The following is a 22065-nucleotide window of genomic DNA, read 5'->3' as shown; positions in this document are numbered from 1 at the left end:
CCATCTAGTGGACCGCTTGGAGTTCCAGTGAAAGCAGCCGTCCTCACCGGGCCTGGCAGGATCAACATCGTCGACGACTGGCCGGAACCCGTCTGCGGCCCGCGCGATGTCGTCGTGGAGGTGGACGGCGTCGGCCTGTGCGGCAGTGACCTCGCCGTCTTCCACGGCAGACGCCCGGTGCCCGCGCCTGACTGGGTCATGGGCCATGAGGGCTTCGGACGCGTCGCCGCCGTCGGCAGCGACGTACGGGACCGCCAGGTGGGCCAACGTGTCGTCATCGAACCCAACTACGCCTGCCTGAAGTGCGCCGACTGCCTCACCGGCCTCACCTCCGCCTGCCCGCACCGCACCATCGTGGGCCTCAACGCCCCGGGCGTACTGGCCGAACGCGTCGCTCTCCCCGCCCACTTCGCCCACCCCGTCCCGGACGGCCTCACCGGCGCCGACCTCGCCGCCACCGAGCCGTACACCGTGGCGCGGGCGGCAGTACGGCGCAGCGGTGTCACGGCCGCCGACCGCTGTCTGGTCGTCGGCGCCGGGGCCCAGGGTCTGCTCGTCTGCCTCGTCCTGGCCCGCCTCGGCATCCAGCCGGTCGTCACCGAGCCGCACCCTCTCCGGCTCGCCAGGGCACAGCAGTTGGGGGCGATACCCGACGACGGCCGCGCCGGGTTCACGTACGTCTTCGAGACCTCGGGCCACGCACCCGCGCTGCACCCGGCCGTGGACCGCGCCGCCCCCGGCGCCAGCGTCGTCCTGATCGGCCTCAACCCCGGCCGTCTGCCGTTCACCACCGACGACGTGGTCCGCCGTCAGCTGGTGATCCGCGGGTCGATGATCTACGACCATCCGGGCGACTTCACGGCCGCCATCGCCGAGCTGCCCGACGCCCGGCCCGGAGCCGTCATCGAGGCCCGCTTCCCGCTGCACGAGGCCCAACAGGCCTTCGCCGACGCCGCCGAGCGCGCCGGAAAGACCTGGATCAGCGTCCGTGACGCCGAGGGGAGCGGGCATGCGTAAGTCCATCGCCACCGTGTGCCTGAGCGGCTCCCTCACCGAGAAGCTGACCGCCGCCGCCCGGGCCGGCTTCGACGGCGTCGAACTCTTCGAGAACGACCTCCTCGCGAGCCCTCTGCCGCCGGAGGAGATCCGCTCCCGCGCCGCCGACCTCGGGCTCACCATCGACCTCTACCAGCCGATGCGGGATGTGGAGGCCGTTCCCGAGGAGCAGTTCGTACGCACGCTGCGCCGGGCCAGGCGCAAGTTCGACGTCATGCGCAGGCTGGGCACGGACACGCTTCTGGTGTGCTCCAGCGTCTCCCCGCACACCGTGGACGACGACGCGCTCGCCGCCGGGCAGCTTAGCCAACTGGCGGATGCGGCAAGGGACTTCGGCATCCGGATCGCGTACGAGGCGCTGGCGTGGGGGCGGTACGTGAGTACGTACGACCATGCTTGGCGCATCGTCGAAGAGGCCAGCCATCCCTCGCTCGGGGTCTGTCTGGACAGCTTTCACATTCTCTCCCGGGGCTCGGACCCCAAGGGCATCGAGGACATCCCCGGCGAGAAGATCTTTTTCCTGCAGCTCGCCGACGCCCCGCTGCCGGCCATGGACGTACTCCAGTGGAGCCGCCACCACCGCTGCTTCCCCGGGCAGGGCGGCCTGGACGTGACCTCCCTCGTCCGCCATGTCGTCAACGCCGGATACCAGGGGCCGCTCTCCCTGGAGGTCTTCAACGACGTGTTCCGCCAGGCCGGGGCCGCAGGCACCGCCGTCGACGCGTTGCGCTCGCTGATAGCGCTGGAGGAGAGCGCCGGGATCTCGCCGCTTCCGGCGCCGGTAGTGCCGTACGGCGTCGCCTTCGCCGAACTCGCCACCGCCGACCCGCAGCCCGTGACCGCACTGCTGGGCGCGCTGGGGTTTCGGCGGACCGGACGGCACACCGCGAAACCGGTGGAGTTGTGGGAGCAGGGCGAAGCCCGCATCGTGCTCAACCACGCCGCCGCCGGCGGCGGGCGCGGAGGCACCGCGCTGGCCGCGCTCGGCCTGGAGTCCGCGGATCCCGGCGCCGCGGCCCGTCGCGCCGAGTCCCTGCTCGCGCCCGTGCTTCCGCGACGTCGCGACGCGCGCGACGTCCCGCTCGACGCGATCGCCGCGCCCGACGGCACCGAGCTGTTCTTCTGCGCGACCCGGCGCCCCGAACTCCCGGACTGGACCGAGGACTTCGCGCCCTGCGCCCAGCCCGCACCAGCTGAGGCGGCGGGCAGAGGGAGCGTCACCGGCGTCGACCACGTGGCCCTGACCCAGCCCTGGCACCACTTCGACGAAGCGGTTCTCTTCCACCGCGCCGTGCTGGGGATGCGGCCCCACGAGAGCGTCGACCTGGCCGATCCGTACGGGCTGCTGCGCAGTCGCGCCCTGTCCGACGACACCGCCGGGCTGCGGCTCGTCCTCAACCTGGCGCCCGATCCGGAGGCGCAGGAGGGGACGCGGGCTCAGCACATCGCGCTCGCCACGGACGACATCGTCGCCGCCGGGCTCCGACTCCTCACGGCCGGCGCGGGGTTGCTCGAAATCCCCGCCAACTACTACGACGACCTCGACGCCCATTACGAGTTCGCCCCCGGCGAGCTGGACACCTACCGGGTACTGGGCATCCTCTACGACCGCGACGAGCACGGCGGCGAGTTCCTGCATCTGTATACGGCAACCGTTGGCCGCGTCTTCTTCGAGCTTGTCCAGCGCACCGGGGGCTATGGCGGCTATGGCGCCGTCAACGCCTCCGTACGCCTTGCTGCGCAACGGCGATAGCAGCGCCAGAAGCTACCCACGAGTCACGACCCTTTTGAACGCAATGAGCAAAAGCGGCGGAACTCAGGTAACACTCATGGCCACCCACTCCGTGTGCTGCAAGCGACGAATCCGTGAACGTGCCAACGCACGTACTGCAGAAGGGATTCACGATGACTCTGGCGTACGACGCACCAGCGGTCCGCTCGGACAGCGAGCCCTTCGTGAGCAGATCGGCGGAGGTGGACCGGCTCGACGCCGTGCTGGAACGCCTGGCGGACGGCGGCCCCTCGGTCGTCGACATCACCGGAGAGGCCGGGATCGGCAAGAGCCGGCTGCTGACCGAGTTCGGCGTGCTGGCCTGGCGCCGGGGCATGACCGTGCTGCGGGGGCAGGCCACGGAATATGAGCGGCACAGCCCGTTCCAGCCGTTCGCCGATGCCTTCGCCTGGGTCGGCCGGCGAGATCTGGAGGCGGTCCCTGAGCTGCGGGAACTCCCCGCGATGCTGCGCGGCGGTTTCGAGGAGGCGAGCAGCGGCCGGTGGACCGGAGACCGCTTCGGCCTCTACCAGGAGACGGCGGCCGCGCTGGGCCGCATCCGCGGGACGGGACTGGTGGTGCTGCTCGACGACCTGCACTGGGCGGACGCGGCGTCGCTGGAACTCCTCGACCACCTCATACGGCATCCCTTGCGGGCCCCGGTGCTCCTGGTCGTCGCGCGGCGTGACCGGCAGAGCCCGACCCTGCTCGACGCGGCGTCGGCCCGTGGGGTCGACACCGGTACGGTCCTGCGGCTCGCCCTGGGGCCGCTCGGCGAGCGCGACTGCGTCGAAGAGCTCGCCCGCGACCTGCCTCCGCGGCGCGCGGCCGAGATCTACGCCGCGAGCGAGGGCAACCCGCTGTACTTTCTGACCCTCCTCCAGGCCGAGCGAGGGGCACGTCTGCCGCGGATGCACTCGCCACCGCTGTCCGCTCCCGCCGGGAGCCCGACAGAAAGCACGGCAGGAAGCCCGGCAGGAAACGGTCCACGTACGGGCCTCGAGGCGCTGCTGCTCGACGAACTGTCGTCGCTCGAACCGCTGGAGCGGCGGATCCTCGACGCCACCGCGGTCCTCGGCGACCACGCCACGCCCGACCTGCTCGGCGCCATCACCGGCGTCCCCGTCAGCGAGGTCGTCGAGGCCCTGCACGAGGTGATGAAGCGTGACCTGATGAGGCCGGACCACGGACGCCGTCGTCTGGTGCTGCGTCACCCGGTCGTTCGTGCCCTGGTTCACGACAGCATCGCCCCCTGGCAGCGCGAACAACTGCACCGGCAGGCGGCCGCCGAACTCGCACGCGCGGGCGCGACCCTCCTCGAGCAGGCCCACCACATCGAACAGTCGCTGAACGGCTGGGACCCACAGGCCGCCGCCCTGCTCACCGAGGCCGCCGAAGAGACCGCGATGACCGCTCCGGCCACCTCCGCCCACTGGTCGGGCGCGGTGCTGCGCATCCTCCCGGACACACCCCAACACCTGGGAACGCGACGTGAGTTGATGCTGCTGCGGGCCCGCACGCTGGGCGTGACCGGCGCGCTGCGCGAGAGCCGGGACCTGCTGCATGAGGTGATCGATCTGCCGGATGGGGAGCCGGGTCCGGACGACGACGGCGTCGCCGTCCGGACGTCCGCCGTCGCGCAGTGCGCCCTCATGGAGCGCTACCTGGGCCGCTACCAGGAGGCCGAAGCGCTGCTGCGCCGCGAACTCGCCCGCACCCCCGGCACCTCACCGTCGCAGCAGGTCGAGCTCGGCTCCGAGGTGGTGTCCTGCGCGCTGTTCGGCTCCCGCTTCGCCGGGGCGCGCGAGGAACTCGCCAGGACGGTGGCGGTCGCCGGTGACCTGGGCGATCCGGTCGCCGAGGCGGGCGTACTCGCGCTGGCGGCGATGTGCGAGGCGTACGAGGGCAATGTGGACGCGGCGCTCAAGTACGCCGAGTCGGCGGCGCTGATCACGGACCTGCTGACGGGTGACGACCTCAGCGGTCTGGGCGAGCCGCTGGCCAGGCTGGGCTGGAGCGAGCTGTTCCTCGAGCGCTTCGCCGAGGCCGAACGGCATGCCGACCGTGGGCTGGAGGCCGCCCGCCGGACCGGCCAGCTCCATATGCTGCCGCACCTTCTGCTGTGCAAGGCGTACGCGCACCTCAACACCTGCCGGATCGCGACAGCGCTGGAGTTCGCCGAAGAGGCCGTCGACGTCGCGCGGGCTCTGGGCAGCGGAGAGCTGACCGGCTTCGCTCTCGCGATCCGGGCCCTGGTGCTGATGCAGGCGGGCAACCGGACCGCGCTGGCCACGGCCGAGGAGGCGGTCGAAGCCGTCGGTGCGGGCGATTCCTGGTGGGCGACGGTGAGCAGGAGCGTGCTCGCCCAGGTGGTGCTGACGGTGACGGGCGATCCGTACCGGGCGTGGGACCTCATGCTGCGGGCGGGCGACGGGAAGGATCTGGCGCGGCTCCAGCCGTCGCTGCGGCCGACTCTGGTCGAAGTCGTCGTCAACGCGGCGCTGGCCACCGGCCGGATGTCGGAGGCCGAGTTCTATGCCGAGCGTGCCGCCAAGGAGGCGGAGCAGCTCGGGCTGCCGGTGCAGCGTGGGGCGGCGCTGCGGTGTCTCGCCCAGCTCGACGCACATCGCGGCGATCCGGCCGCGGCTGCGCAGAAGTACGTACGAGCGGCGCAGGTGAGTGCGCGGTCCGGTGCGACGCTGCGCGAGGCGCAGTCGCTGCTGCTCGGGGCCCCGCATGTGAAAGCGGCGGGGGTTCCCCATCAGGCGGCCGATATGTGGCGGCGTGGCCGTCGGCTGGCGCAAGAAGGCGGAGCCCAACTGCTGGTCGGACTCGCCGACATGCTGCGTCCGGCGGTGCTGGACACTGCGAACGGGCGGGCGGCTGGGCCTGGCCTCGCCGAGACGCCCGTACCGGTTCCAGGGCTGGCCGCGCTGACCGCCCGCCAGCGGGAGATCGCCGGCCTGGTCGGCGAAGGGCTCAGCACGCGGGGCATCGCCTCCAGGCTGCACCTCAGCACGCGTACGGTCGAGAGCCACATCGCCGCGGCCTACCGCAAGACGGGCGCGACTTCGCGTGCCGCGCTCGCGTCCCTGATGGCCCGCGAAAGGGCCCGGGGTGAGTGAACCGCCGGGGACGCCGGGGACGCCGGGCCCCCTCACGGACCGGACGCCCCTCGCGGACCGGACTCCTCCCACGGACAGGACGCCCTTCGTCGGCCGTGCCACCGAACTCGATTGGCTCGACTGGGCCTTGGAACGGTCCGGGATGGACGGTCCTGCCGTCGTCGACATCACCGGTGAGGCCGGGATCGGCAAGAGCCGGCTGCTGGCCGAGTTCGGCGGGCGGGCCCGTGGGCGCGGGGTGACCGTGCTGTTCGGCCGGGCGACGGAGTACGAGCGGCACAGCCCGTACCGGCCGTTCGCCGACGCCTTCGCCGACCTCGAACCTCAAGCGCTGTGCGGCTTCGGGGAGTTGGCGCAGCTCGCCCCCGTCCTGAGCGGCGCCGCCAAGTGGCCGCCGAGGGTGCCCGAGGGGCGTGACCGGTTCGGGCTGCACCGGACGATGACCCAGGCGCTGTGCCACCTCGGCGGCGAGCGTCTTGTGGTGATCTTGGAAGACCTCCACTGGGCCGACCCGGCCTCCCTGGAACTGCTCGATCACCTCGTACGGCACCCGGTGTCCTCGCCCGTACTGCTGGTCGTCTCCCGCCGTGACCGCCAGGCGCCCACCGCGCTCGCCGCCTCGCTGACCCGCGGAGTGGACACCGGCGCGGTACTCCGCCTCCCGCTGGGCCCGCTCGACGAACAGGCCTGCGTCGACGAACTGGCGGGCGACCTGCCCTCGGCCTGGGCCGCCGACATCTACGCGGCGAGCGAAGGCAACCCGCTGTACTTTCTCGCGCTGCTGCAGGCGCACAGGGCGGCCCGGCTTCCCCGGACCGTTCCGCCGGCTTCCCGGGATGTGCTCGGTGGCGTATCGGGAGGGATCCCCGCCGTTCTCGGAGCGCTGCTGCTGGACGAGTTGTCGCCGCTGAGCCCGCTGGAGCGCCGTACCGTCGAAGCCGCCGCGGTACTCGGCGACCGCGCCACCGCCGATCTGCTCGGCGCGCTGACCGGGGCGCTGGTCAGCGACATCCGGAGCACGCTCGACGCGTTGATGAGCCGTGACCTCATCCGGATCAGCCCGGGAGGACGCGGGCTGACCCTGCGTCACCCCGTGATCCGCACCCTGGTCCACAACAGCATCGAGCCCTGGCGACGCGAGGAGTACCACCGCCTTGCCGCCACCGAACTGACCAGAATCGGCGCACCGGTTGCCGACCGGGCACACCACCTGGACCAGTCGGTGACCGGCTGGGACCCGGCGGCGGCCGAGGTGCTGACCGAAGCCGCCGAGCGGACCGCCACCACCGCTCCGGCCGCCTCGGCGCACTGGCTCGGCGCCGTGCTGCGCATCCTGCCGAACACTCCGGAGCACCTCGCCAGAAGGCGCGAACTGATGCTGGCGCGCGCCCGGGCCCTGGGCGTCAGCGGCGGCCTGAAGGAGAGCCGGGACCTGCTCCACCAGCTGATCGACATGCCGGGTACGGAGGGAGACGACACCGTACGGATCTCAGCGGTCGCCCTGTGCTCCCTGATGCAGCGCAACCTCGACGAGTACCGCGAGGCGGAGGCACTGCTGCGCCGCGAGCTGGCCAGGCAACCCGGCCCCTCGCGGGCTCAACGTGTCGAGCTGGGGCTGGAGTTGGGCACCGCCGCGGTGTTCGCCTCCCGCTATGGGGAAGTACGAGCGGAACTCGCCGAAACGCTGAAGGCCGCCCGCTCTCTCGGCGATGAGATCGGTGAGGCGTCCGCGTTGTCGCTGGCCGCCATGGGGGAGGCGTACGAGGGCGACATGGCGGCGTCGCGGAAGTTCGCCCGGCTCGCGGCCAGGCTGGTGGACGGGCTGACCGACAGCGATGTCGCCCGCCTGTGCGAGTCCCTGGTCAGGCTGGGCTGGACCGAGGCGTTCCTGGAGAACTTCGCCGACACGGAGCGGCACGCCGAGCGCGGCCTGGCGGTCGCCCGGCGGACCGGCCAGCTGTACATGACGTCGCAGCTCCTGCTGTGCAAGGCGTACGCCCACTTCATCACCTGCCGCATCACGACCGCGAGGGAGCTGGTCGAGGAGGCCGAGTCCGTCGCACGGGCCGTCGGCAGCTCCGAACTCCTCGGCTTCACCCTGGCGTTGAAGTCCGTCATTCTGGCGCAGGCCTACCCACAGGGTGATCCCCGTCCGCTGGCCGTCGCCGAGAACGCGGCGTCGGTGGCCGGGAACAGCCACACCTGGTGGGGAAACGCGTACAAGTCCCTGCTCGCCTACGCCGCACTGAGCTCCGGCGATCCGCACCGGGCACGGGACGTCATGCTCGAAGCCGGCGGGAAGGACCTGCACCGGCTGCAGCGCTCGATGCGCCCCAACCACCTGGAACTGCTCGTCACCACGTCCCTGGCCACCGGCGACACGGCGGACGCCGAACGTTGGGCCGAACTCGCCCACGAGGAGGCGAGCCGGCTCGGCCTGGCGGCCAAGCGGGCGGCCGGGTTGCGCAGCCTCGCCCAGATCGCGCAGCGCCGCGGCGATGTGGCGGCGGCCGCGCGTATGTACGCGGAGGCCGCGCGGGAGAACCGCCGCTCAGGGACGACGCTCCGGGAGGTGCAGTCGCTGCTGTTCGGCGCCCCGCTCATGGCGGCCGTCGGCGAGCACGCCCGTGCGCGCGCCATGTGGCGCCGCGGACGGCGACTTGCCGCGGACGGCGGCGCCGGGCTACTGCTCGGTGTAGCGGACCGGGTACGCCCGAAGGTCTTCGCCGCCGCGGGCGTCCCGCCGGACGTGCCGGATCCGCTGTCCGGACTGACGTCCCGCGAGCGGGAGATCGCGCACCTGGTCGCCGAGGGCCTGACCAGCAAGGAAGTCGGCATGAAGCTGCACCTCAGCCCGCGAACCGTGGAGGGCTACCTGGGCCGGATCTACCGCAAGACGGGGGTGCCGTCCCGGGCGGCGCTGGCGTCGCTGGTCGTGGGCCGTTCCCGTTCCTAGGGCCTGGTCCGCTGCTCCCCTGAAGAGCTTCCGCTCCGGGCGGGCAGTCGGCGACGCAGCAGAAAACCCCACGGCGCGAGCCGTAGGAATCCCCCTCGTTCACGAGGGGGAGGAAGTCAACACGTGTATGGGTCATCCGTCCGTCCGCTTGACCCCGGGGTGGGTCTCGTCCCCAGTCAGTACGGCTTCCATCAGCTCGGCGAAGGCGATGAGCCTGTCCGGCTTGTAGTCCGTGAGCCAGCTGATCGAGGCGCCGCTGGAAGCCACCCATGACCGGTAGTCGCGAAGAAACTCGAGAAAGCGCGTGATGCGCCCGTCGTCGGTCAGGTACTCCTCATTGCCCACGTCACTGAGACCGTTTCCCTGGTTGCCCCGGCTCTCGATCCAGAAGGTGCGCCAGTCGCGCAGCCACTCGATCTCCCGGTAGACCGGGTTGGCTTCGACGTACATCGCGGCGAACGCCATGAACGCGTCCTGGGTCTGGTCGTGCGCGAAGGCGCAGTGCGTGCGATGGATGAACATCGACCAACTCACCTCAGCGGCTCCCAGTCCCCGTCCCCGGTCGCGGTCCACAGGTCGATCCCGCGGTCGGTCAGGGCCGTACGGAGCTCGTCGGCGGTCAGCCATGAGTCCAGCGGGACGAGGCCGGGCGCTTGCAGTCTCCCCGACAGCAACTGTTCGGCGGCGATCCCGGCGAGCAGGGAGGGGATCCGGCCGCCGTCCCGCGCCGCCGTCATTCCGAGCCGTCGGGTCACGGTTCGCCCTTCGCGTTGCCCGGTCACCGAGACGGTGAAGCCGCCCGCCTCGTCGCCGAACCGCCCCACGAACCAGGAGAGGCCTCGCACCAGCGGTATCCAGCGTTGCGGCGTCCGAGGACGGCCGGTGCGTGCGCGCAGGGTGGCGAACAGGCCCAACGCCCGGTTGACGACGGTGAATTCGGTGCCGGCCTTGAAGCTGACCGTGCCGGCAGCGTGGAGTTCGGTGAGGACGTCCAGATCGGCCATCTCGTACACCTGGTGGACGAGCCGGCGGCCGACGGGCGGTGGGAAGCGAGTCCATTCCGGTTCGGACCAGCCATGCACCATGGTCGGCACGCCCCCTCGGGGAGCGGAGAACCGGAGCCCCGCACCGTGCAGCATCGCCTCGAACATGGCCGGTCCCCGGTGCCGCCGGGTGTCGGGAGCCGCACAGCACGCGATCGTGTCGACGCGGTCCAGGCCGGCGGCGAGGTCGGCGACGATCAGCGCTTGGAGCCCGGGTACCACCGAGGCGCCGCTGAGCACCGGCGCCTTCGCCGAACGGGCCAGGTCGGATACGCCGTACCGGAAGGTGTGGTCCTCCGAGATGTCCACGTACGGAACACCGGCGGCCACGGCGGCCCTCAGCGGACCCCACGGGTGGGAGGCGTGGTCACCGACCGCCTGGAAAGGGCCGGCGCAGTGGATGACCGCCGCCGCCCCTTCGACGACGGGGCGCAACCGGTCCTCGTCGCTGTGGTCGCAGCCGACCCAGGTGACGCGGTCGGAGGCGAACTCCGGGTCGGGGCGGTGGCGTGAGACCACGGTGACGCGCACCGCCGGCAGCCGCAGGAGATCAGCGACGACGTACCGCCCGTAGAACCCGCTGCCGCCAATGACCACAATGTTCGCATCAGTCATGTGATCGAATGCTAGAGCAGGATGAAACGGTGCCTATTCCCCATGAACGACTGCACCGCCGCGTCTTCTTGGCCGCCGGCATCTACAACATCGCCTGGGGCTGCTACGCGGCCCTCGATCCCCAATGGCTGTTCCGGTTCGCCGACCTGCCCCCGCAGAACCATCCGCAGATCTTCATGACCCTCGGCATGGTGCTCGGCCTGTACGGCGTGCTCTATCTCGCCATCGCCCACCGCCCGAGCGAGGGCTTTCTCATCGCGGCGGTCGGACTGGCGGGCAAAGTCCTGGGCCCCCTGGGCTGGTTGTGGCTCTACCTCACCGGCCAGTGGCCCCTGGCGACCGGCATCATCCTGCTCACCAACGACCTGATCTGGTGGATCCCCTTCGCGCTCTACCTCCGCGACTCCTGGCCACGGTGGCGGGCAGACGCGGTGGGGGCGGCGTCCCGCGCATAGCGGCTACGGACGGCGGACGCGGGCCGAGCCGTTGACTGCGGCGGGTCTGAGCTGAGCACCAGCAGGCGGGAACATGAGTACGGCGACTCAAGCCGGACGGACGCCCCGCCTTCGACGATGGTGGTCAACGTCGTCGAGACCTGGAGACCGCCCCGTGCTCAGCCGCATAGCCGACCTCCTGGTGCCCGCCTTCGGCCGCTTGACCGTGACCACCGACCCCGGCGCCGACCTGCCACCGGGCAGCATCATCGCCCCGAACCACACCTCGCTCGCCGACCCCGCCGTCGTGATCGCCGCGCTGCACCGCCTCGGCGTCGAACCGGTCATCATGGCCACCGCCGGTCTGTGGCGCGTGCCCGTACTCGGTCGCTCCCTCACCCGCGAAGGACATATCCCCGTACACCGCGGCGATCCACGGGCCTCGGCCGCACTCGACCTGGCCGCCCAGGCCCTTGAACAGGGCAGGTACCTGCTCATCTACGCCGAGGGCGGCCTGCCCGGCCGCAAGGACGCCGCGGAGGCGCCCCCCGGCGACTTCCGCACCGGCCTGGCCCGCCTCGCCGAACGTACCGGCGCCCCCATCGTGCCCGTCGGCCAGGCCGGTTCCCGCCGCGTCACCTCTGGCAGCACGATCAAGCAGATCGCCGGCCTCGCCACAGCCCCGCTGCGCCGACCCAGCCTCCATGTCCACGTGGGCGCCCCGATCGTGCTGACCGGCGACAGCTCCGCAGGCACGGCGCGGGCCCGAGCGGCGGTGACCACCGCGTGGCGTACGGCGGCCACATTCGCCGCATAACGACCCCGCCGCACGCCTACCGGTCGACGTCCGCCCCCAGCACCTGGTCGTGGCGCCCCAGAAAGCGGAACGTGCCGTCGCTGACCTGGTAGAGGAAGCGGGTTCCGTCCGGTTTCAGGGTGTGCGAGTTGTCCTGGGCGAAGCGGATCGGCTTGGCCAGCCCGTCGTAGCCGGTGCGGAAGATGTGTTCGGCGACCTGGCCGGGGTCGATCGCGGCGCCGGTGCCCACAGCGGTGCGGGCGCGGGCGATCAGGCCGACAGCGTCGTACGCCTCGGCGGCCCATCGGCCGGGTGCCGAGCCGTGGCGTTCCCGGTAGGCGGCGGTGAACGCCTTCGCGGCCTTCGTGCCGGCCGACTGCGGTTCGGTGTACGGGGCTTCGACCACCCAGCCCGCGGCCGCATCGCCCGCCTCCTCGAGGAAGGCCGGCCGCAGCACGGGCTCGAAGCCCACGCGTGGACCGGTGAATCCCGCCGCCGAGAGCGCACGGGCGCAGGCCGCGGCGCGGGTGGGGGAGGTCCCGGCGTAGACGACGGCACCCGGGCGGGTGGCCAGGGCCTCGGTGCGATGTCAGGAGGGTGCGGTTGGAGTGCGCCTGCTGGCACCATGCGCACGTGGTTGACCTCGCGCGCATCAAGGCAGAGACCGTGGCGTACTTCCGAACACTCGATGAGGAAGCCACCCTGCGGCATCACTTCCGCCATACCGACGAGGAAGGCGGCTTGTGGTACTTCGAGGCTGTGCCCGACGGCAGCGAGTTGACTGTCGTCAAGCAGGCCGAGTTCACACCGGACGGTGCGCTCCACCGATACAGCTGGGAGCACCTGGAGGACGAACACGGCTTCCTGACGGACCAGGCGCTCAATCCCAAGGAAGACCAACTGGAGTCCATAACAGCCGAGGAGTTCCAACGGCTGTGGGCCCGATGAACGCCCGAGCACCCTGCAGAAGAGAGGCTGGGACGTAGCACGAGTGACCCGCGGTTTGTCGCATGGCCGGACTGCTGCGAACTTGCCCGCCTGCACCGCCGCTGACCCTAGGTGACTGCTGTATCCGGCATGACGTGGCACGGGGCGCTGCACTGGCTGAGCCTGGCGACGCTAGTGCTCACGACTTGCCGGGTACCCGTACCGTCAATCTGGCGCTCGGCGCGGGGGCATGCAGCCATCATCCCGTTCGGTGTCTCATAGCTGCTGGTCGGCTGTTCCGCACAGTCCTTCTCGCCATGCCACGAACAGCCGCCTCGCCTTCCCACCGTGCCCTTGCTGTGCAGCATCGCGTCGTAGGTGTGCTTCACGATGGACACGAGAGCTCCTGAGGTGAGCAGGGCCTGAGGATGCAACGGTAGCCAGAGCCGGGGGATCGGAACAGGACTTGTCACATACAAGAGGGCGGAGACCAAGGAGATGAAGGTCTCCGAATGTCCTTCGCGCTCTCAGCTTGGGAAGCTCGGTTCACCCGGCGTCCGCGGCAGGGCTGACCTGCGACGGAGCTGCGATGCAAACATTTGGCCCGTCGGCCTGGCCCCGTGATTCCCCGTGGTCCTCGCAGATCAGAGCGTGGGGTTACACCTTCTTGACGACGATCGAGTCCGGGACCAGTTGCTCCAGGTCGTCCACGTCCGAGGTGAAGACGGTGACCTGCCCCTTCTGCTGGCGGGCGATGACGGCGAGTACCGCGTCGATCGCGTACTTGTGGCCGTGCAACTTCACGTCGGCCAGGAGCCGGCGGGCCTGGCGGGCCTCGTCCTTTCCGATCTCGGCGACCTTGAGCCGAGAGAGCACCCAGTCCCAGCGCTGCTCGGTGGTCCTGCCGTCGTACGCCTCGACCAGCGTCATCGGAGACGTCACCACCTCGGCTTCGCCTCGAGCCGCGAGGTCGATCCAGGCGATCATCTTGCGGTCGCCTCGCACGGCCAGGGACAGCGCTTCGCAGTCGAGTACGAAGACGCGCAGTGGCCGCTGCTTGTGCTCACCGGCCCGCTTCTTCACGCGGCCTCTCCGGCGTCGCGCTTGCCGACTGCGCGGCGGCGCTCGTGCTCGGCGTCGAGATCCTCCAGGTCCTCGAACGCTGCCGTGCGCTCCTCCTCGCTGAGCGGGCCGTGTTCCTCCTGCAGCCAGTCGGACAGTTCCCGCAGCCGGTCGCGGTCGCGCTTGAAGCGAAGCGCCTCGGCGACGTACGCCGACAGGCCCCGTTCCGCCGCCTCCCCGCGGATCTCGTCCAGGAGATCCTCGGGGATCGTCACCGTCACCTTCTTGGTAGTCGCCATACAGCAGACCATACTCTTGGTGTTGTCACCCATACCAGGGCCCGACTGCGAACTGAGGACGACCGACTGAGACGGACAACGTCGAAGGGCCCCACCGCGAACGGTGGGGCCCTTCGACTTCGTGCCCGGTGAGGCACTGGCGGAGGATACGAGATTCGAACTCGTGAGGGGTTGCCCCCAACACGCTTTCCAAGCGTGCGCCCTAGGCCTCTAGGCGAATCCTCCGCCGGAAACATTACAGGACTCCGGGGAGTGGTCGCGAACTCGTTCGTGCCGGTCAGATCCTGTACCCTGTGCGGAGCCCCTCACGCGGCGCTATCTGACTGAACTCCCCCAGGGCCGGAAGGCAGCAAGGGTAGGTTGGCTCTGGCGGGTGCGTGGGGGGCGCTTGCGTTCCGGGGGAATCCAGAGGGTCCGTACGGGGCTGGCGCCGGGGTTGTTCCGCGGGCGGTCCGGGTTGTCAGTGGGCGCCTATAACCTCGTATGCGTGTCGTCTCTCGCGCTGTACCGCCGTTATCGCCCGGAGTCGTTCGCCGAGGTCATCGGGCAGGAGCATGTAACCGACCCGTTGCAGCAGGCGCTGCGGAACAACCGGGTCAATCACGCGTACCTGTTCAGTGGGCCGCGCGGCTGCGGAAAGACGACCAGTGCGCGCATCCTGGCCCGCTGTCTGAACTGCGAGCAGGGGCCTACGCCCACGCCCTGCGGGGAGTGCCAGTCCTGCCGGGACCTGGCCAGGAACGGGCCGGGGTCCATCGACGTCATCGAGATCGACGCCGCCTCGCACGGCGGTGTGGACGACGCCCGTGACCTGCGGGAGAAGGCCTTCTTCGGGCCGGCAAGCAGCCGGTACAAGATCTACATCATCGACGAGGCGCACATGGTCACCTCGGCGGGCTTCAACGCCCTGCTGAAGGTGGTCGAGGAGCCGCCGGAGCATCTCAAGTTCATCTTCGCCACGACCGAGCCCGAGAAGGTCATCGGAACCATCCGGTCGCGGACGCACCACTACCCGTTCCGGCTCGTGCCGCCGGGGACCCTGAGGGAGTATCTGGCCGAGGTTTGCGGGCGTGAGGGCGTTTCCGTCGAGGACGGGGTCCTTCCGCTTGTCGTGCGGGCCGGGGCCGGGTCCGTACGTGACTCCATGTCCGTCATGGATCAGCTGCTGGCCGCGGTCGGTACGGATGGTGTGACGTATGCCATGGCGACCTCGCTGCTGGGGTATACGGACGGGTCCTTGCTGGACTCCGTTGTCGAGGCCTTCGCGGCGGGGGACGGGGCCGCTGCCTTCGAGGTCGTGGACCAGATCATCGAAGGGGGCAATGATCCTCGGCGGTTCGTAGCCGATCTGCTGGAGCGGCTCAGGGACCTGGTGATTCTGGCGGCGGTGCCCGATGCCGCGGAGAAGGGGCTCATCGATGCTCCCTCCGATGTGGTGGAGCGGATGCAGGCCCAGGCCGGGGTTTTCGGCGCGGCCGAGCTGAGCCGGGCCGCCGACATCGTCAATGACGGGCTTACGGAGATGAGGGGGGCGACCGCGCCCCGGCTCCAGCTTGAGTTGATCTGCGCTCGGGTGCTGCTGCCCGCCGCGTATGGCGATGAGCGGTCTGTCATGGCTCGGCTCGACCGGTTGGAGCGGGGGATCAACTTCACGGGGGCGGGGGCCGGGCCTGCCATGGGGTACGTGCCTGGGCCCGAGGTGCATGGGGGTGCGGTTCAGGGGGGTCCGGTTCACGGGGGTGCGCAGGGCGGCCCGGCGGGGGTGCCTGCTGGTCCGCAGGGGAGCGGGCCGGAGGCGGCTCGGGCGGCGGTGCGGGGGGCGGGGGCTCCGGGATCCGGGGCCGGTGCGGGTGGTGCGGTTGCCGGTGCAGGTGCAGGTGGGGCGGCTGGAAGGGCGCAGGAAGCGGGGTCCGGGCCGGCGGCTCAGGGCGCCGCCGGCCAGCCTCCGGCCGCGCCGGCAGCTCCGTCCCCTCAGCAGCCCCCCGCTCAAGCACCGCCCGCTCAGGCGCCGACGGGCGCTCCCCCGGCTGCATCCTCGGGCGCTTCCTCCACCGGGCAAGCGCCCGGTGCCTGGCCCACCGCGACGGCCGCGGGCAGCGGTCGGCGTCCCGGTGGGTGGCCGACGGCGGCGCCTGCGGGCGGCGGGCAGACTCCGGCCGCGTCGTCACCGCCCCCCACGGCTCCGCCGCCTACGGGCCGACCCGCACCATCCGCCCCTGCGGGCCCTTCCGGCCCTACCGCCCCTTCCGCTCCGGCGGCTCCCGTGAGCGGCGGCCCCGACCCTCGCATGCTGTGGCCGAACATCCTTGAGGCGGTGAAGAACCGGCGCCGTTTCACGTGGATCCTGCTCAGTCAGAACGCGCAGGTCGCGGGCTTCGACGGTACGACGCTCCAGCTCGGCTTCGTCAACGCGGGTGCGCGCGACAACTTCCTGAGCAGCGGCAGCGAGGAGGTGCTGCGCCAGGCATTGGTCGAGCAGTTCCAGGTGCAGTGGAAGATCGAGGCGATCGTCGATGCGTCCGGGGGTTCAGCGGCAGCACCTCCGACGGCCGGGCCCGGGACCGGCGGAGGTTACGCATCCGGCGGGGGTTACGGCTCCCCGAGCGCCGCCAATCCGCCCGCGTCCAGGCCCTCCGCGCCACAGCAACCCGCTGCCTCGACGCCCGGGCCGAGCGCACCCCAGGCTCCGGCCACCCCCGCTCCGGCCCCCGCCGCATCGACGACGCCTCCGCCGCGCCCCTCGGCTCCGGAGCCGCCACCCGTATCCCCGGAGGACGACACCCCGGAGGACGATGATCCCGACCTCGACGAGTCGGCGTTGTCGGGGCATGAGCTGATCGTGCGGGAGCTAGGAGCGACAGTGGTGGAGGAGTTCTCGAACGAGTAGCGAGTCGCCTGTAGCGAGTAGTAGGCAGGCGCAAGCTGTCGGAGGAGGTGACTTCGATGGCGCGGCTGGTTGTCGACGGAGAGGACGTCGTGGTCCGGCCGACCGGGCTGGAAAGGTTCCTTGGTCTGCGCCAAGAGGTCCGGATACCGCTGGCGGCCGTCAGCGACGTACGGATCGAACGGGACTGGTGGCGCACGCTGCGTGGCCGGCGGCGCCACGGCCGGTCGAGCCCCGGCCGCTACTGCCTGGGCGAGTGGCAGCACGCGCAGGGCTGGGACTACGTCGCGGTACGCGCGAACAGTCCCGCGGTCCTCGTCGACCTGCGGCCCTCCGCGCCGTACGCCCGCCTCGCCGTCTCCGTACCCGACCCCGAACCTGTCGCCGAGGCGATCCGGCAGCGACGGGACGAGCACGCCAGGAACCAGCCGAGAGCGCCAGAAGCGGCCCCGACAGCGCCGTCATCGGACCAGGCACCACCGGCGAAACCGCACACCCGAGGTCACCGTTCAGGATCCCCCGGCCCCGTGACAGGCCCTGTCACCTCCACAAAGGCGGGCCGCAGGAGTCGGTCGCCCACGCGGTAGCCGGGCCGGAGGATCTCCGTGCAGGTCAGACCGGGCGCGTCCGGGGAGACGTGGTGCCGGGCCGCTTCGTGGCGCGTGGGGTCGAAGGGGTCGCCCTCCTCGCCGAAGGACTCGAGGCCCAGCGAACCGAGTTGGGTCTCCAGGGTCTCGGCGATGTCCTTCATGCCGGGTGTCAGGGGCTCGTACTTGCGTGTTCGGTCGACGGCGTCCAGTACGGGCAGAAGGGCACGCAGGACGTTGGCCGCCGCGATCTGACGTATGGCCATCCGGTCCCTGCGTACCCGCTTGCGGTAGTTGTCGTACTCGGCCTTCACCCGCTGGAGGTCGGCGGTGCGCTCCTCCAGCAGGCGCTCCAGCTCCTCCTGCGTCCGCGGCCGGGTTCGGTTCATCGTCAGCCTGCCCGTGAACTGTCGCCTGCCCGTGAACTGTCGCCCGTCCGTGAGCTGTCATCGTCGACGATCTCGGCGTCCACCACCTCGTCGTCCCCGCTCGCTCCGGCCTGACCGGCCTGCCCATCCTGCCCAGGCTGCTCACTGCCCGCGCGGGGCTGCTCGTACATCGCCGTGCCGATCTTCTGCGCGGCCGTCGCCGCCTTCTCCATCGACTGCCGGATGGCGGCGGTGTCCTCGCCCTTGAGCTGCTCCTTCAGGTCCACGAGCGCGGCCTCGGTCTCGCTCCGCGCGTCGGCCGGGATCTTCTCCTCGTTGTCCTTGATGAGCCGCTCCGTCTGGTAGACGAGCTGCTCCGCCTGGTTACGGGTCTCGGCGGCCTCGCGGCGCCTGCGGTCCTCCTCCGCGTGCTGTTCGGCCTCGCGGACCATGCGGTCGATGTCGTCCTTCGGCAGCGCGGAGCCACCGGTGACGGTCATCTTCTGCTCCTTGCCCGTACCGAGGTCCTTCGCGGAGACGTGCATGATTCCGTTGGCGTCGATGTCGAAGGCCACCTCGATCTGCGGCACACCGCGCGGCGCGGGCGCGATGCCCGTCAGCTCGAACATGCCGAGCTTCTTGTTGTACGCCGCGATCTCCCGCTCGCCCTGGAAAACCTGCACGGTCACGGACGGCTGGTTGTCCTCCGCGGTCGTGAAGATCTCCGAACGACGCGTCGGGATCGTCGTGTTGCGCTCGATGAGCTTGGTCATGATGCCGCCCTTGGTCTCGATACCGAGGGACAGCGGTGTGACATCCAGCAGCAGTACGTCCTTGACCTCGCCCTTGAGCACACCCGCCTGGAGCGAGGCACCGACGGCCACCACCTCGTCCGGGTTGACGCCCTTGTGCGGCTCCTTGCCCGTCAGCTCCTTGACCAGCGAGGTTACGGCAGGCATCCGGGTCGAACCGCCCACCAGGATCACGTGGTTGATGTCGGACAGCTTGATTCCGGCGTCCTTGACCGCCTGGTGGAAGGGCCCCTTGCAGCGGTCGAGCAGATCACTTGTCAGCTGCTCGAACTGGGCGCGCGTCAGCTTCTCGTCCAGGTGCAGCGGACCCTCCGCGGAGGCCGTGATGTACGGCAGGTTAATGTTGGTCTCCGACGAGCTGGACAGCTCGATCTTCGCCTTCTCCGCCGCCTCGCGCAGCCGCTGCACGGCCATCTTGTCCTTGGCCAGATCCACGCCGTACGCGTTCTTGAACTGCTTGACCAGGTGGTCGACGATCCGCTGGTCCCAGTCGTCACCGCCGAGATGCGTATCGCCGTTGGTCGCCTTCACCTCGATGACGCCCTCGCCCATCTCGAGCAGCGACACGTCGAAGGTGCCGCCGCCGAGGTCGAAGACCAGGACCGTCTGGTCGTTCTCCTTGTCCAGTCCGTACGCGAGGGCCGCGGCCGTCGGCTCGTTGATGATGCGCAGGACGTTGAGACCGGCGATCTCACCGGCTTCCTTGGTCGCCTGGCGCTGGGTGTCGTCGAAGTACGCGGGTACGGTGATCACCGCGTCCGTCACGTCCTCGCCCAGGTACGCCTCGGCGTCGCGCTTGAGCTTCTGCAGGACTCGCGCGGAGATCTCCTGCGGGGTGTAACGCTTCCCGTCGATGCTGCCCTTGTCGGGGAAACGCCACGCGTGGTCCCCCATGTGCCGCTTGACGGACCGCGCGGTGCGCTCGACGTTCGTCACCGCCTGGCGCTTGGCGATCTCGCCGACCAGCACCTCGTTGCTCTTGGCGAACGCCACGACCGACGGGGTCGTCCTGGCGCCCTCCGTGTTCGTGATGACGGTGGGCTCGCCGCCTTCGAGGACCGAGACCACCGAGTTCGTCGTGCCGAGGTCAATACCGACCGAGCGTGCCATCTCTCCCTCCTCGTACGCTGCGGGTTTGGCACAACCTGCCTCACTCTTTGAGATAAAACTTGAGTGCTCTCTTGTCAAGGTGAGGACGCGCTCGGGGGACACTGCGGGTACGTTGTGGCTGGTCGCGCGGTACCGCCCAGCAAACCGGCGGAGCCAACCCGCTCAGGGCGAGATCTGCACCTTCTTCGACACCGTCACCTGGTCGATGTCCGACGTACGGACCGTGACGTTCATGGTCCAGGTTCCGGGGAGCGGAAGGTTGAGGGAGTTGGTGCCCCAGTAGCCGCCCTGGTCGGTGAGTTCGGCGTCGATGGGGCCGATCTTCTCGGCGGGCAGGGTGAAGGTGAGGCGGAGTTCGGGAACCGTGGCGATGACTCCGTCGGAGCGTATGACCACCGCCTGGACCGTGTTCTCGTTGACACGACCCGGCTCCAGAACGATCTGGACCTTGCCCTTGCCGTTCGGAGTGCCGACGTCGAAGGGGATCAGGGTCATCGAGGTCGTGGGCTGACCGGCCGGAGCCGTAGGCGTGTCCGGGGTCTCGGTCGCGGCCCGGCCCGGCTGGGTGCCGGTGAGAACCGTCGTGAGCAGCAACACCATGACGCCTACGACGACTTCGGCCAGTACGGAACGGCGCAGGGCCTGGTGAGGGGGCGGGCTCGCGGCGTGTTCGCCGCCTTCGCCAATGTCGACGGGCTTGCCGGGCTCATCGCGACCGTCGTGCTCCTCAACCCCCTCGGCCTTGCCGGTCTCGTCCCCCGCACCCCCACCCCCGGCACTCGTACTCGCCGCTCCCACCGCCTCCAACTCCCGCACCCGCACCGGCTCTTGAGCCGCGAGCAGCCCCGCCGTCCAGCGCCGCGAGTACGCCGCCGCCCCCAGCAGCAGCACCACCGCGCACACCTTGGCGGCCAGGATCCGCCCGTACGACGTACCGGTGAGCGCCTCCCAGGAACCGAGCCCCCGCCACGACTGGTAGACCCCCGTGATCACCAGGACCACCACGGACGCGAAAGCGAGCCGCGAGAAACGGGCCACCGACGCCGCCGAGGGCAGGGTCTCGTCCCGGCGCAGCGTGGTGAGCAGCGCAACGAGGCCGCCCATCCAGACCGCCATCGCGAGCAGATGCAGTACGGAGGAGACGATCGCCACGGGAACCTGGATCCCCGCGGACGCGTGCTCGGCGGCAGCCCAGGTGACCGCCAGCGCCACGGCGAGCACCCCGCCCGATACGACGACGGCGAGCTTCGGCCGCTCATCCACAAGCACGTCCGTCCGATCGTCCGCCCGCTCATCCGTCCGCACGTCCGCCCGTGACGCATCACGCGCACCCCACAGTCGTACGAGAAAGACCCCCGCCAACCCCACCAGCACCAGCCTCGCCAACAGCGCCCAGCCCGGCCTGCTGCTCAGCGTGTCCTTGAGGAGGGAGAGGTCGAGGAGGGTCGTGGGGCCGGTCCCGCGGGCGTACGGGCCGCGGAGGAACAGGAGCGCGACGGTGGACAGGAGCAGGGTCCACCAGGCGAGGCGGAACAGTTTCCGGAGGGGGCGTACGGCGGGCGGGCGGCAGGCGAGGACGAAGGTGGCGGCGCCGATGAGCAGTGCGCCGGCGGTGTATGCGGCGTACCGGGCCAGGTCGTAGAGCAGACCGGAGGCGGGGTCCACGGCGGGCTCGGCGGAGGCGTTCGCGGTGGTCGCCGAGGGTGCGCCGATGGAGAACGTGAACGCGCCCGAGATGGGGTGGCTATCCGCCGAGACCACCCGCCAGGCCACGGTGAACGTGCCCTCCGGCAGATCGTCCCGGAGCCGTACGCGCACGGTGTCGGAGCCGCCGGCGTGCTCGGCGGGGCCCGCGTTCATGCGTACGTTGTCGGGGCTGAGGACCCGGATCGAGTCGTCGGAGATACCGACCGACTCGGTGAAGGTCATGGTGACCTGCTTCGGGGCGGTCTTGAGAACGGTGCCCTCGCGGGGGTCGGTGTCGCGCACGGAGGAATGCGCGGACGCGGTTCCGGCCCCGCCCAGTAGGAGCAGGGTGCCCAGCATCAGCACGAGGGCCACCGCCCGTCGCGGCGCCGCCACCATCCGCGGTATTCGGCCCACGTTGCCTCTTCCTCTCCCTGCGCCTGCTGCGTATCAGTCCTCCGATGGGGATACGAATGTACGCAGCACCGTGCTCACCTCCGAGCCCCGCGCGCCCCGGCTGTCCTCACGGCACCC

Annotated in this window: 16 protein-coding genes, 1 tRNA gene and 1 other RNA gene; 9 read left to right on the top strand and 9 right to left on the bottom strand. The window is 70.5% G+C overall.

Annotated elements, in window-relative coordinates:
- Positions 1 to 27 precede the first annotated feature (27 nt).
- The 4 genes from ACQEVY_RS24455 (at position 28) to ACQEVY_RS24440 (ending at position 8908) form a co-directional block, all read left to right on the top strand.
- A complete protein-coding gene (locus tag ACQEVY_RS24455) occupies positions 28 to 1017 on the top strand; it encodes a zinc-dependent alcohol dehydrogenase (protein WP_432951609.1) in 990 nt (329 codons plus the stop codon).
- Positions 1010 to 2809, top strand: coding sequence for a bifunctional sugar phosphate isomerase/epimerase/4-hydroxyphenylpyruvate dioxygenase family protein (locus ACQEVY_RS24450; protein ID WP_432951608.1), 1800 nt, complete (start codon positions 1010 to 1012; stop codon positions 2807 to 2809). Before ACQEVY_RS24455 ends, ACQEVY_RS24450 begins: the two co-directional genes overlap by 8 nt.
- A gap of 152 nt (positions 2810 to 2961) precedes the next feature.
- Positions 2962 to 5952, top strand: coding sequence for a helix-turn-helix transcriptional regulator (locus tag ACQEVY_RS24445; protein ID WP_432951607.1), 2991 nt, complete (start codon positions 2962 to 2964; stop codon positions 5950 to 5952).
- Entirely contained in the window at positions 5945 to 8908 is a 2964-nt protein-coding gene (locus tag ACQEVY_RS24440; RefSeq protein WP_432951606.1) for a helix-turn-helix transcriptional regulator, read from the top strand. Before ACQEVY_RS24445 ends, ACQEVY_RS24440 begins: the two co-directional genes overlap by 8 nt.
- A gap of 132 nt (positions 8909 to 9040) precedes the next feature.
- On the opposite strand, the gene ACQEVY_RS24435 is transcribed toward ACQEVY_RS24440, so the two are convergent.
- Both ACQEVY_RS24435 and ACQEVY_RS24430 read right to left on the bottom strand, forming a co-directional pair.
- The gene (locus ACQEVY_RS24435; protein WP_432951605.1) at positions 9041 to 9430 is read right to left on the bottom strand and encodes a hypothetical protein; all 390 of its coding nucleotides are present in this window, start codon (positions 9428 to 9430) and stop codon (positions 9041 to 9043) included.
- An 8-nt stretch (positions 9431 to 9438) separates the two neighbouring features.
- Entirely contained in the window at positions 9439 to 10566 is a 1128-nt protein-coding gene (locus ACQEVY_RS24430) for a saccharopine dehydrogenase family protein (RefSeq protein WP_432951604.1), read from the bottom strand.
- Positions 10567 to 10595: 29 nt separating this feature from the next.
- On the opposite strand from ACQEVY_RS24430, the gene ACQEVY_RS24425 reads away from it, so the two are divergent.
- Positions 10596 to 11021: a hypothetical protein gene (locus ACQEVY_RS24425; protein ID WP_432951603.1), complete on the top strand. Its 426-nt coding sequence runs from the start codon at positions 10596 to 10598 to the stop codon at positions 11019 to 11021.
- 154 nt (positions 11022 to 11175) lie between these two features.
- Positions 11176 to 11817, top strand: a complete 642-nt coding sequence (locus ACQEVY_RS24420) for a lysophospholipid acyltransferase family protein (protein WP_432951602.1) — start codon at positions 11176 to 11178, stop codon at positions 11815 to 11817.
- Positions 11818 to 11833: 16 nt separating this feature from the next.
- Here the strand turns inward: ACQEVY_RS24420 and ACQEVY_RS24415 are convergent, their stop codons facing one another.
- Complete coding sequence (locus ACQEVY_RS24415) at positions 11834 to 12268, bottom strand: hypothetical protein (protein WP_432951601.1); 435 nt, start codon at positions 12266 to 12268, stop codon at positions 11834 to 11836.
- A 161-nt stretch (positions 12269 to 12429) separates the two neighbouring features.
- Here ACQEVY_RS24415 and ACQEVY_RS24410 point away from each other — a divergent pair, with 161 nt between their 5' ends.
- On the top strand, positions 12430 to 12744 hold the full coding sequence (locus tag ACQEVY_RS24410; protein ID WP_432951600.1) for a hypothetical protein: 315 nt from the start codon (positions 12430 to 12432) through the stop codon (positions 12742 to 12744).
- 636 nt (positions 12745 to 13380) lie between these two features.
- Here the strand turns inward: ACQEVY_RS24410 and ACQEVY_RS24405 are convergent.
- From ACQEVY_RS24405 to ACQEVY_RS24395, 3 genes are all read right to left on the bottom strand, one after another.
- Positions 13381 to 13806 (bottom strand): hypothetical protein, encoded by a 426-nt coding sequence (locus ACQEVY_RS24405; RefSeq protein WP_432951599.1) that lies wholly within the window; start codon positions 13804 to 13806, stop codon positions 13381 to 13383.
- The gene (locus tag ACQEVY_RS24400) at positions 13803 to 14084 is read right to left on the bottom strand and encodes a CopG family transcriptional regulator (protein WP_432951598.1); all 282 of its coding nucleotides are present in this window, start codon (positions 14082 to 14084) and stop codon (positions 13803 to 13805) included. The genes ACQEVY_RS24405 and ACQEVY_RS24400 overlap by 4 nt, the downstream gene beginning before the upstream one ends.
- Positions 14085 to 14221: 137 nt before the next feature.
- Positions 14222 to 14309, bottom strand: a tRNA-Ser gene (locus tag ACQEVY_RS24395).
- Between the two features lie 71 nt (positions 14310 to 14380).
- Here ACQEVY_RS24395 and ffs point away from each other — a divergent pair.
- Both ffs and ACQEVY_RS24385 read left to right on the top strand, forming a co-directional pair.
- An RNA gene (gene ffs, locus ACQEVY_RS24390) (signal recognition particle sRNA small type) lies at positions 14381 to 14479 on the top strand.
- 92 nt (positions 14480 to 14571) lie between these two features.
- Positions 14572 to 16971, top strand: coding sequence for a DNA polymerase III subunit gamma and tau (locus ACQEVY_RS24385; RefSeq protein ID WP_432951597.1), 2400 nt, complete (start codon positions 14572 to 14574; stop codon positions 16969 to 16971).
- 499 nt (positions 16972 to 17470) lie between these two features.
- Here the strand turns inward: ACQEVY_RS24385 and grpE are convergent, their stop codons facing one another.
- From grpE to ACQEVY_RS24370, 3 genes are all read right to left on the bottom strand, one after another.
- Complete coding sequence (gene grpE / locus ACQEVY_RS24380; protein WP_432951596.1) at positions 17471 to 17944, bottom strand: nucleotide exchange factor GrpE; 474 nt, start codon at positions 17942 to 17944, stop codon at positions 17471 to 17473.
- 2 nt (positions 17945 to 17946) lie between these two features.
- A complete protein-coding gene (gene dnaK / locus ACQEVY_RS24375) occupies positions 17947 to 19845 on the bottom strand; it encodes a molecular chaperone DnaK (RefSeq protein ID WP_432951595.1) in 1899 nt (632 codons plus the stop codon).
- Positions 19846 to 20007: 162 nt separating this feature from the next.
- Positions 20008 to 21948 carry a copper resistance CopC/CopD family protein gene (locus ACQEVY_RS24370; RefSeq protein ID WP_432951594.1) on the bottom strand — a complete coding sequence of 647 codons (1941 nt, stop codon included), beginning with the start codon at positions 21946 to 21948 and terminating at the stop codon, positions 20008 to 20010.
- Between the last annotated feature and the right edge of the window lie 117 nt (positions 21949 to 22065).

It is taken from the genome of Streptomyces sp. CA-288835 (assembly GCF_050936385.1).
In the GTDB taxonomy this organism is placed as follows: domain Bacteria; phylum Actinomycetota; class Actinomycetes; order Streptomycetales; family Streptomycetaceae; genus Streptomyces.
This window is presented reverse-complemented; position numbering and strand designations above follow the sequence as displayed.